We start from the raw sequence: 12289 nt of genomic DNA on the forward strand, positions 1-12289 counted from the left end.
ATATAACGTGTCTCAGGTTCTTTAGAATTTCTGAGGGAGCTTCAAAAGCTTGAATAAGACGTCTCAGATTCGTTAGCTTACGCTATTACTATGCTCCAACCGCGAGCTGGACGATGTCCTCAAAGCCCGCCCGGTACGGAGTGGAACTTTTCATTTGGCATAGAGAAAATCCGCTTTTGTGGCGTATTGATCACTTGTTCGCACGCGAAGGACATGTTCTCCCACATTCAGGATACAGCGCACTTACTTGCTCCGGACGCGCTAAGGTCCGCTTCGGCATGCAGTAGCTTTGCAGACACACTTTAGTTGGACTTATTGAGCTGTCCCTGATGTAACTGATAGTAGAATCCTTGTTGCTGCATCAACTCGTCATGGCTGCCCCGTTCAGCGATCTGTCCATCATCAATGACGAGAATCTGATCGGCTTCACGAATCGTGCTCAGTCTGTGGGCGATGACAAAGCTGGTGCGGTCTTTCATTAAAGTGCGCATCGCTTCCTGGATCTTCATCTCTGTACGCGTATCAATGCTGCTTGTTGCTTCATCCAGAATAAGAATGGCCGGATCAGCCAGAATTGCCCGGGCAATGGTCAGCAGTTGTCGTTGTCCCTGACTCAGGTTGCTTCCCCCGGAAATGATGGGGGTATCGTAACCCTGTGGCAGTTTGCGGATGAACGAATGTGCATTCGCCAGCTCAGCCGCTTGCCTGATCTGTTCATCGGTTGCGTCCGGCTTGCCGTAGGCGAGATTGTCGCGAATGGTACCCGAGAACAGGTAGGCATCCTGAAGTACAATGCCGAGTTGTCGACGGAGTTGATCCTTCTCCAGTTCCGAGATGTTACATCCATCGATGGTAATCCGTCCACCTGTAATCTCGTAGAAACGGGGTAACAGGTTGATAATGGTCGTTTTGCCTGCGCCGGTGGGTCCAACAAGTGCAATCATCTCACCAGGTTTTGCAGTAAAACTGACCTTCTTAAGAATGTCTCGCTCCGCACTGTATCCGAAAGAGACGTCTTCAAATACCACTTTACCTTGAATCTGGTCCAGTTGTTTCTTCTGTTCCTCTACGTACTCGCCAGGCGTATCCATGATGTGGAACACTCGTTCAGCACCTGCGATTGCAGCCTGAATCAGATTGTACTGATTGGCCAGATCGTTGAGCGGCCGCTCAATCTGGCGGGAGTAAGCGAGAAAGCTGACGATCAGTCCGATGGACGTCATTTCATGATAAGCCATCCATCCACCTACAGAAGCCAGTATGGCAAACCCGATATTGTTCATCACGTTCATCGTAGGTCCAACCAAACCCGAAACGGTCTGGGCCTGTGTGCTGGATGTGCGCAGTTTCTCGTTCAAATTCTCAAAATGTTGATGTGCCTGATCCTGACGGTTATAAGCCGCTACGACTTTTTGTCCAGCAATGGTTTCTTGAGCATACCCGTTAAGCTCACCAAGCAATTTCTGCTGGGCGGTGAAGTGTTTGCGTGTTCTTGACGCGATCAGGCGAGTGGCGATGGTAATCAACGGTACCGTTATCAGACTAAGCAATGTTAGGCGAACATCGAGTGCAAACATGATCGATAAGGAACCAACGAGCAGGATGGCACTGGACATCAATTGGGTTACGCTTTGGTTCAGTGTTGTAGATACGTTATCGATATCATTGGTCGCCCGGCTCATCAGATCCCCGCTTTGATTTTTATCAAAAAAGCTGACAGGCAGCTCTTGTAGTCGGGAGAACAACGCATGTCGCAGATCCTTAACGGTCAGTTGGGACACACCAATCATGACATAGGATTGAGCCCACATCAGGAGTGAGCCAAGGACATAAACACTCAGCAAGAGGAGACATTCCTTCAGCAAACCCGCTGTTACTTTGGGCACGATATGTTCGTTAACGGCACGGCCGAGAAGGTAAGGTCCTGCCAGATTGAGCAGTGTTCCAAGAGCCGTCAGCACTAATGCAGCAATGACTCCTTTGCGATGACGTCCCATGTACGACCATACCCGGATCAGGGCATGGCGAGCATTTTTGGCTCTGACTTTGGGAACAGGTCCTCTGCCTGCTGGTCCGGGTCTTCCGATGGGAGGCACGACCATTTGTTGTATGGAGGAAGATGCAGGTTTAGCCAAATTGAACATCCTCCTTCCGTTGCTGCGAATAATAGATGGCTTGATAATGTGATGAATGAGCCATAAGGTCATCATGTGTGCCTCTGGCAACGATCTGTCCTTCATCAATAACATATATACAGTCTGCATCCTTCACGGAGGAGATCCGTTGTGCAATCAAAAAGGTCGTGCTGTCTTTCATCAAGGACTGCAAAGCCTTCTGAATGCTCGCTTCTGTACGCAGATCCACAGCACTGGTGCTATCATCCAGAATCAGTACTTCCGGTCGCATGAGCAGGGCGCGTGCAATGGATATCCGCTGTTTCTGTCCACCGGACAGATTGACCCCGCGTTGACCCAGCTCCGTGTCATACCCATCTTTCAGTTTCATAATAAAATCATCCGCTGCCGCAGCTTGTGCCGCAGCACGCAATTCAGCATCTGTTGCACCGGGCCGGCCGAAACAAATGTTATCCCGGATGCTGCCGCTGAACAGGATGGATTCCTGTAGCACAATGGATACACGGCTGCGAAGAGTCTGAAGATCCCAGTGGCGAACGTTCACTCCATTCACGAGCACTTCACCCTGCGAAGCATCGTATAGACGGGGAATCAGCTGCACCAGCGAGGTTTTGCCTGAACCTGTTGAACCGATCAGGGCCACTTTCTCACCCGGGCGAGCCTTCAGGTTAATGTCAGTGAGTGCATGGTCTCCGTCATAACGGAAAGATACGTCTCTGAACTCCACTTGACCGCCTGTGTGGGAGGGAAGAGAAGACGTTTGGTTTCGGGACTGATCACGAGTAGACGGGGATGACTGTACATTCCGGGAGTTATTGGTTCCCGATTGAATATCCGGCTGTGTATGTAACACCTCGTTGATCCGTGCAGCTGATACCTTGGCGCGGGAGAAACTCATCATCATCATGCCTATCGACGTGAGGGAAGAGAGTACAACCGTGACATAGTTGATAAAAGCAATCAGATCCCCGGCAGCAATATCGCCTCCCACTACCTGGAAACCTCCAAACCACAGCACCGCTACAATGGTAGCGTTCAGCATCAGGCTGAGTACGGGTGCATTCAGTGTGACAATACGCCAGGCTTTGACGGCAGTTGAGGTGTAATCTTCATTGGATTGTTTGAACCGCTTTTTCTCCAGACGCGCACGTGCAAACGCCTTGACGACACGAATGCCGGCAAGATTCTCCTGAAGCACAGCGTTGACCTGATCAAGCTTGCTCTGCACACTGGCGAACAGCGGATAGGAAGCTTTTATCAGGATAAATAAAATAATAAACAGCACCGGTACAGTCGCAATAAGAATCAAAGCCAGCTTCACACTGATCGTAAACGCCATGATGATACTACCGATGATCAGCATCGGCGAACGGATAAACATCCGTAGCAGCATCTGCACAAAGGTCTGCATCTGGGTAATGTCACTCGTCAGACGAGTAATCAGAGATCCTTCCTGAAACGTATCCAGATTGCGGAAAGAGAAGGTTTGAATATGGTCAAACAGTTCCTGGCGCAGATCTGTGCCGTATCCAACGGCAGCTTTGCTTGAATAGAGTGTACAGCCTGCGCCGCCGATCCAGCCGATTAACGCAACAAGTAGCATGATCAGACCTGTAGTCACGATATGGGGCAGATTCCCTGCAAGTACACCATCATCTACAATGCTGGACATCAGCTTGGGCTGGAGCAGGTCCATGGTAACCTCAAGTACCATGAGCAGCGGGGCGACGATTGCCGCCGACTTATATGGGGTCAAGAATCGTTTTAACGTCCACAATAGGGAATCACCTCAATCTTCATAGCATAAGTGAATCAATTTCATAATACCTTTAGCTGCTTCAATCGGGAATCTGCATCACCTCAGGATTCACGCAGGTTTTGAAGCATACGCTGTGCAAGTGCAGACATGATCTTGGATTCTTCCGGTGTAAAATCTTTCTGGGCTTGCTGTTCCAACTCCTGAATCACTTCTCTCAATTCTTGTAGCGCGGAGCGCCCCTGATCCGTCAGGTATACCCGCAGACTGCGCAGATCCTTCGGGTCTGCTTCACGTCTCACATAACCGGATGATTCCATACGCTTGAGCATGACGGTTACCGTTGCGGAACTGCGCTGAAGTTGTTCGGCCAGGTTTTTCTGGGATTGGCCATCTTCCCGTTCAAGCTGGAACAGCAAAGGGGGCTGCCCCGGGTATAACTCGGGGTGGTTCACAAGTTTCTCATGAACCTTGTAGCGTTTCAGTTTCACCAGTTCGGATAGCTGGCCCATTAACCGATCATTTTGGACTGGGTTCATATCATCTACTCCATTTCTACCTTCGTTCCATCTTCTCGGTACAGAAAACCAGACTTTTTGAACATGCACATTTAGTTAGTCGACTAACTAAATTTTAAGTTTGATTTGATATATCGTCAAGTGAATGCAAGTCGTTAATTTTGGATTTAAGGTATTTCCAGGTCGATTGGCTGGAAAGTAAACAAGTAAAATAGATAAGAAAAAAACAAAAACCTCTACTTTGAGCGAAAGAGAGCATGATAACTAACTCTGTTCCGGTCTCTAAGAGAGGTTTTTTGGTATTGTCACACGTTAAGTGTGGAGTGTAAGAAAATTATTTTTTGGAGAACATTTCTTTGGCTTCATCCATAGCCATTTTATTACCGATAGATGAGTAATCCAGCCAAGGCTGTGCACCAATCGGGTAGACATGGCCGGCTTTGACTGCTTTCAGGCCTTGCCAGATCGGATTGTTTTGCAGCTCCTTGAACATGGTCTGGGCTTCATCATCCGAATTCACAACTACAAAGATCGCATCTGCATCATAGTCCGGCAATATTTCACGGGAGACGACTTGATACGGTTTAGTCGAATCGATATCAGTGATCCCTTTGGCAGGAGTCAGACCGAGATCCTCATACAAAATGGGACCCATGGGACGGCGTGTACTGAACACACGTAATTCTTTGGCAGTAACACGAATCGCCATCACAGTACCATCACCAATCGTATCATGAATCAGAGATTTCACTTCTTCCGTTTCGGTTGCGTAGTCCTGAATGTATTGCTCGGCTTCCTTCTCGCGATTCACGAGTTTGCCAATGTCTTTCAGATGGTCGCGCCATGTACCGTCATCCAGATTGAAGACATGCACCGGAGCAATTTTTTCAAATTTGGCAAGATCACCACCGGAGAATTCTTCGTCCAGATAGATCACATCCGGTTTCAGGGCAAGCAAAGCTTCCATATCCGGGTCTTTAACCGGACCAAGTGGCGTTGTATTTTGAAGTTGATCAGCAACATGGGACAGGAAACCTTTGGCTTCACCACCGATAACGGAACCAACCGGAGTAATGCCGAGAGACAGCAGATCATTGGTCAGATGGATCGACATGGAGGCAATACGTTGCTCTCCCGAATTTGCACTGTTGTCCTGATTCTTGGTGGAAGTATCCGTAGACGAACCACCAGAAGCAGATGATGAATTATTGGTCGTTCCACAGGCTGCAAGCACTAGCACCAGACAGATACTCATGACAAGCATAAGATTTTTCTTTAACATGGGTAGTCAATTCTCCTTGAACATCTCTTGGATGTCTTAATTGTTTTTTTGGAAAAAAAGATCACTTGCTTCGTACTAACAGGTACAAAAAGTAAGGTGCACCAATCGCAGCAACCACCACGCCTGCCGGAATGGCGTTAGGCTGAAAGATCGTTCGCCCGATCGTATCAGCGGTCACCAGAATAACCATACCGATAAGCCCGGCGGCTGGAATCAGATGCCGATGCATCGGACCGACAAGCCTGCGCGCCAGATGTGGCGCCGCCAGACCGATAAAGCCTATCCCACCAGCCATCGATACACTGACGGCAGACAAGGCCACGGCACAGAGCAGCAAAATAACACGCTGGGATCGAACAGGCGTCCCAATACTGGTTGCGGCAGCATCACCAAGGTTGAAGGCATCAAGCGTTTTGGATCGACTCCAGATGTACGAGATACATAACACCACCCAAGGAAGCAAAGCTTGTACATGAATCCAATCCCGGCCCCAGACGCTTCCTGCCAACCAGCGAGCGGCAAAGGAATAGGTGTCTTCATCCAGACGCAGGGAAAGGTAGAGTGTCAACGCATGGAACCCGGCCGCTACCGCGATTCCCACCAGAATCAGCTTAATGGGTGATACGCCGTTGTGCCGATCATAAGATAACAGCATGATGATCAGGGCGGCAGCAACACTGCCTGCAAAAGCAAACAACGGGATCAGCAAGGCCACAGAACCATCCATCGTAAAGGAGAGACTAACAAACACCATTAGTCCAAATGCAGCCCCTGCATGTAATCCCAGAATGCCCGGGTCCGCCAATGGATTGCGGGTGATCCCTTGCAAGGCTGCTCCGGCAATACCAAGTCCCGCTCCGGCCAGTACAGTTACCAGGATGCGAGGCAGTCGGTAATCAAACAGTACAATCTGATCATCCGAACTGCCATTACCAAGCAGAGTCTGTAACACAGCCGCTGGGGAGAGACGAATGGTTCCCGTGTTCAGGCTGATCACAATAACGGCAATGGCGATACAGAGCAGCGTGATACTGACAACTATCGAACGTTTACCTCGTGAAGGTGTATTAAAATTCATCGCTACAAGGCCCTCCTTTCTTTACGGGCCAGATAGAGGAAGAACGGTACACCGACAAAAGCGACCATAATGCCTACCGCGAGTTCCTCGGGCGGGTTCACGATGCGTGAGCCCAGATCGGCGAGCACTAGTAATATCGCTCCAAGCAGAGAAGACATCGGAATGATGAGTCGATAATCCACACCCACCAGTTTGCGGGAGATATGAGGGATGACAAGTCCGACAAATCCAATCGAGCCTACTGCCGACACGGACACACCAGCCAGCACAACAACCGCTGCGAGGGCGAGAAACCTCGTCCAGCGCAGGTTGATCCCAAGATTAATCGCTACTTCTTCACCGAGTGACATAAGGGATACACGCCGGGCGAGTGGCATGATCAGTACCAGCGTCGCGAGCAGCACGGGAAGAATTAACTTCAGATGCCGCCATTCTATTCCGCCAAAACCACCCGCATACCAGAAGGCCAGATCCTGACTCAGGTCAAAATAAATGGCAACACCTGTGCTGAGCGAGGTTAACATGGCTGCAATAACGGCTCCGGCAACGGTCAGTCTGATGGAATTCAGACCACCAGGTGCTGCCATTCCAAGCAGGAAGATAAGCAGTGTGCCCAGAACAGCCCCCACGAATGATAAAAACATAATCCAGCCATATGGCAGTCCGGGCCAAAAGGCAAAGCTCAGTGCTACGACAAAAGTGGCTCCAGCATTGATGCCCAGAATGCCCGTGTCTGCCAGCGGATTGCGTGTAATGCCTTGCATTAAAGCTCCTGCAACCGCAAAGGCAGCACCGATAATAACCGCGGCAAGGACACGAGGCAGCCGCAGCTCATGAATAATCTGATGTGGCGTCAAAGCTGAGTTGTACTGAAATATGGCAGCCCATACGGTTTCCAGCGTTAACCCTTTGGCACCTAAAGAGATTGCGACAAACATACTTAGCAGCAGTATGGCTATGGCAGACAAAAACGTCAGCCCAACGGTCACTGCAGATTTTCTTGAATTAGACGGACGATGTGGCAGTCCCGGATGTTGAATACGGGTCACTCCTTTGGTTCCAACAACGTATTTCATTGTTATTGATTATCATTATCAATTAGTGATCATTATAGAATCTTAATTCAGGCCCGTACATGGCATAAATTAAGATTTTGGAGATGGACATTTTTTAGATTACAAAAGTGAAGGTTTGTTCGTCAACATAGAGAGCGCTTCATCGAGCTGGATGTTGATGGAATATGGAGCATATACGACCCATGAGTTCCAGTCGATGAGATGTACACGTCCGTTTTTTACCGCAGGATGGCTGTTCCACAGTGGATTCGAAGCCATCTCTTTCAACAGTGTTGCCTTTTCATGCATAGAATTAATCGCCAGTACCAGCACATCTGCCTCAAGTCCGTCCCATTCTCCTGGTGTAAAGGGCAGCCAGTTGAATCCAACGCCGGGAGATTTGCCAGCCAGTTCGGTCTGAATGCACTGAGGAGCGGCCAATTGCAAGGTTCGATAAAAGACATGTCCAAAGTTCCGATGGCTGTACATCCGTGGACCTTTAGGTGTTAACGTGCCAACGGCAACGGTGATGTCCCCGACGAATTCCTTGATTTTTTTGCGTGCACGCTCTGCCTTGCGTTCATGTCGATCCAGCCAATCTGTGGCTGCTTGGGTACGATCCACAATGGATGCAATCTGATGCAGATGACCAAAGACATCTGTCTGGTTCCAGGGAATCGTGATGATGGGCGCGACATCGCCAATATGCTCCATCGCTTTGGCAACTGCATTGTCCTTGGTCAGAATCAATTCAGGATTCACATCAAGAAAAGCCTGACGTCCCTGTTCCCAAGGTTCATAGGCGTGGAAGGGCAACGTCAGCGATTTGGGCATATGAGGAAGATGGCCTTGGATCTGAGCTGCGCATGGCGTGATACCAAGTGTCATCAGGTGGTCCGTGTATGGATAGGAGAGCGACACGATATTTCGGTGGACCTGCTTCGAATAGGAAGTTGGCGCATAACCGGCATGGTTTCGGAAACGTCGGCTGAAATAAAATTCGTCACGGTAACCCACTTCACGAGCTACATCACGGATACGCAGATCTGAAGTAAGCAGCAATTCCTTGGCTCGGTTCATACGCAGATGAGTGATGTACTCAATCGGATTTTTCTGCATGCGGCTCTTGAATAGCTGCGAGTAATAGGACGGGTGCATGTCAGCCAGTTCAGCCAGCTTCTCCAGCTTGATCTCGTGCATATAGTTTTCGCGCATGTATTGCAGGGTGGACCTGAGCCACTGTTCGGGTTCATCCTGCCCAGCCCCCACGTCAGTCTGGTCTTCTTGAGGCCAGAGCATATGTAACAGTTCCGTCAGGAAGAGCTGTGCTTTCAAGCCCCTTTCCAAACCTTCATTGCTTAATTGTGTAAGCTGTGCGGCAATGCGCTGTATACCGTAAAATGGGCCCTGAATCCAGCCTGTAACAGGTGAACTGAGCTCACGTTCGTAGATTCGTCTGGCTTTTGTTTTCTCCGTAGCCCGATACATATCAAAGTGAATGATATACAGTTCAATATCATGGTCTTCATCACTAATCAGTTCAATTGCAGTTCCTGGTAGGGACAGACAAGCTGATTTGCGAACCACGTGAGATTGGATTCCATTCAAGATCAGTTGGCCTGTGAATTTGTGCATGTATATGAAGGTATGATGAGCTAACTCAGTTGTGGACCAGCGCCATTTCCCACGGGTTATAATATGTTCTGCCTGACGAAGTTCGATCAGGGTATCATTCAAGAATGCATCCAGGTCTGCTCGGATTGAGGATTCCTTTTCTGCATTGGGACTCGTCTGGTGATGCAACGTGTGTGGATTCATGCCGCTGTGGGCGGTACCGGGGATGGTAGTCATGGTGCTATGCAACCTCCTCTCTTTGGAACAGTTTAGGTAATAATTGAATCTGGAACGTACCATATTTTCTCGGACCTGAACGTCTTTCTTGAACGTCTATTGATACGTTTGGCATGATGTAGTGAATACTGGCTGCCTTGTCAAAAGCACGTTTGCAGTATAGCCAGATGTTTTATGAATAGCACAGGGTATATGATCCCGTTATCAGATGTGATCGATAGTTTAACCAGATTGTCGCTAGTTACAAGTATGTTTACGGACAAGACTTCTTGGCCCTAGTCTGCTGATAATCTTAGCAAATCTACTGGAGAATTGAAATGTACACAGATATGTTCGAGGCCCTGATGAGCTTGAAGTCTATTGAAAGCACATAATCGAAATCGTTTTCTGACGTAAGCGTTTCTTTTTGGTAAAATAAAGGGGATAACATGTTGGCCTGATCTGAATCATGAACCTTTTCAACTCAAATTGCAGTAGGGAGGCTTTAATATGACAGAAGTAGTGGGACGGGACAAAGTACGCTGGGGCATTATGGGCACGGGATGGATTGCATCCCAGTTTGCAAGGGATTTGGAGCATGCGGGAAACGCTGTGAAAGCAGCGGTAGGTTCACGGACAGCGGGAAGCGCGGAGAAGTTTGCAGCTGAATATGGTTTTGCACGCGCTTACGGTTCTTATGACGAGATGCTGCAAGATCCTGAGGTAGATATTATCTATGTGGCAACACCTCATCCTGTGCATAAGGAGAATGTAATGGCTTGTCTGGAGGCAGGCAAGGCGGTGCTCTGTGAAAAGCCATTTACGATGAATGCACGTCAGTTGGAGCAACTGGTGGAGACGGCACGGGAGCGTAACCTTTTCCTGATGGAAGGGATGTGGACACGCTTTTTGCCACCGATCGCTCAAGCCAGAGCCTGGATTGCAGAAGGAAGAATCGGTGAAGTACGTTTGCTCCAGGCAGACTTTGGATTCCGTGTCGGCTGGGAGCCGGAAGGAAGGTTGCTTAATCCGGATCTGGGTGGGGGAGCTTTGCTGGATGCAGGGGTATACCCGATCTCCTTTGCATCGATGATCTTTGGTGAACAGCCCCAGCATGTATGGAGTACAGCCAATATCGGTGAGACGGGTGTGGACGAGCAATTTTCCGTGTTGTTGTCCTATTCCGAGGGACGTTCTGCATCACTGAGTGCTGCCATTCGTCTGAACCTTAGCAATGAAGCGGTCATATACGGTACGGAAGGCAAGATTCGTCTTCCTTTATTCTTGGCGGGTAAAGAAGCCTATCTGCATGTGAATAGTCAGGACGAGCCGGAGAAGTTCACGGATGATCGAACATGTATTGGTTATGCTTTTGAGGCAGAAGAAGCGGGACGTTGTATCCTCGAAGGTCGGACGGAGAGCAACACCATTAAACTGGACGAATCCTTGGAAATCATGAAGCTGATGGACACGATTCGGGGCCAGTGGGGATTACGTTACAAATCGGAGTAAACAGACAGGAGCTGACGTGTGATGGTGAAGATTCTGATATCCGGGTTTGAACCTTTTGGCGGGGATGCAGTGAATCCGACGGGGGCATTAATGGATGCTCTTGCAAACGAAGTGATCGAGGGTGCTGAGCTAAAAACAGTACTGTTGCCCGTGCACTTTGATGAATGTGCAGACCTGCTAATCGCAGAGATGGAAGCCTATCGGCCAGATGTCGTCATCGCCTGTGGGCTGGCCAAGGGCAGAACATCCATCACACCGGAGCGGATCGCCGTGAATGTCAAAGACATTCCGCCAGGCTCCTATGCGGATAACCAGGGACAACGTCCTGTGGACGAGCCAATTGTAGATGGCAGCCCGGACGGTTTGTTCTCCACGTTGCCCATACGTGCCATGGTGAATGACATGTCCGCAGCGGGTATTCCAGCTACCGTGTCCAATACAGCAGGTACATATATCTGCAACAACACAATGTACCGGGTGCTGGATCACATTCGAGTAGGGCACCTCCCGATCCGTGCCGGATTTGTACACTTTCCCGCCTCAACAGAGATGGGGGTGTTGCAACCTTCCGTCCCTTCGCTGCCTATTCCCATGATGCTGGATGCTCTGCGGATCATGATTCGTACGGTTGTGGCTGAATCTTAGGGGATGGTTGCGATCGTTCGGCTGCGGTTGCAGGAGAACGTAGGCGAGGGTTAGATTCGTAGGCCACAGTTGTGAAAGGAAGAGCAGTGGGTTGGGATGATGGAGTACAGTAGGGTTCAGGATGATGTGGAGTTGCATGGGTTTCTTTCCACTTCGATCTTGGGTTGAGTAGAGTGATAGATATGAGTATAAATATGAAGTTGAATATAAAGTGAAAAAAGAGCTGTCCCATCGTCTTAAGTCTGACGTTAGGGGACAGCTCTTTCTATTTCGTGTGTCATGTGTAGTGTAGTCCAACATGGCTAGTGAGGTCACTAGTTTGAGGCAAGTATCTTTATGAAAGTTTTTTGCCTATATAGATTGAACTGAAAATCTTTACGCCCGAACCAGTAGCCGATCAATTAATTCAAAAGGACTCTGATTGACCCGTTTCATGAAAGCTGCAACATGAGTACGGATGACGTAATACTTATGAAAA

Annotated in this window: 9 protein-coding genes; 2 read left to right on the forward strand and 7 right to left on the reverse strand. The window is 49.1% G+C overall.

Annotated elements, in window-relative coordinates:
* Positions 1-302 precede the first annotated feature (302 nt).
* From PAEAM_RS19105 to PAEAM_RS19135, 7 genes are all read right to left on the reverse strand, one after another.
* Positions 303-2102, reverse strand: coding sequence for an ABC transporter ATP-binding protein (locus PAEAM_RS19105; protein ID WP_243391405.1), 1800 nt, complete (start codon positions 2100-2102; stop codon positions 303-305).
* A 25-nt stretch (positions 2103-2127) separates the two neighbouring features.
* Complete coding sequence (locus PAEAM_RS19110) at positions 2128-3912, reverse strand: ABC transporter ATP-binding protein (RefSeq protein ID WP_100528600.1); 1785 nt, start codon at positions 3910-3912, stop codon at positions 2128-2130.
* Positions 3913-3995: 83 nt separating this feature from the next.
* Positions 3996-4430, reverse strand: a complete 435-nt coding sequence (locus PAEAM_RS19115) for a MarR family winged helix-turn-helix transcriptional regulator (protein ID WP_100528601.1) — start codon at positions 4428-4430, stop codon at positions 3996-3998.
* Positions 4431-4743: 313 nt separating this feature from the next.
* Complete coding sequence (locus tag PAEAM_RS19120) at positions 4744-5691, reverse strand: iron-hydroxamate ABC transporter substrate-binding protein (protein WP_100528602.1); 948 nt, start codon at positions 5689-5691, stop codon at positions 4744-4746.
* A 61-nt stretch (positions 5692-5752) separates the two neighbouring features.
* Positions 5753-6769 (reverse strand): FecCD family ABC transporter permease, encoded by a 1017-nt coding sequence (locus PAEAM_RS19125; protein ID WP_076214398.1) that lies wholly within the window; start codon positions 6767-6769, stop codon positions 5753-5755.
* A 2-nt stretch (positions 6770-6771) separates the two neighbouring features.
* Entirely contained in the window at positions 6772-7845 is a 1074-nt protein-coding gene (locus PAEAM_RS19130; protein WP_100528603.1) for a FecCD family ABC transporter permease, read from the reverse strand.
* Between the two features lie 99 nt (positions 7846-7944).
* Positions 7945-9675, reverse strand: coding sequence for an AraC family transcriptional regulator (locus PAEAM_RS19135; protein ID WP_165789969.1), 1731 nt, complete (start codon positions 9673-9675; stop codon positions 7945-7947).
* 489 nt (positions 9676-10164) lie between these two features.
* Here PAEAM_RS19135 and PAEAM_RS19140 point away from each other — a divergent pair, with 489 nt between their 5' ends.
* Together PAEAM_RS19140 and PAEAM_RS19145 are read left to right on the forward strand one after the other, a co-directional pair.
* Entirely contained in the window at positions 10165-11166 is a 1002-nt protein-coding gene (locus PAEAM_RS19140) for a Gfo/Idh/MocA family protein (protein ID WP_100528605.1), read from the forward strand.
* A gap of 21 nt (positions 11167-11187) precedes the next feature.
* On the forward strand, positions 11188-11811 hold the full coding sequence (locus PAEAM_RS19145) for a pyroglutamyl-peptidase I (RefSeq protein ID WP_165789970.1): 624 nt from the start codon (positions 11188-11190) through the stop codon (positions 11809-11811).
* Positions 11812-12289 lie beyond the last annotated feature (478 nt).

The organism is Paenibacillus sp. GM1FR (assembly GCF_002803315.1).
Lineage (GTDB): Bacteria > Bacillota > Bacilli > Paenibacillales > Paenibacillaceae > Paenibacillus > Paenibacillus amylolyticus.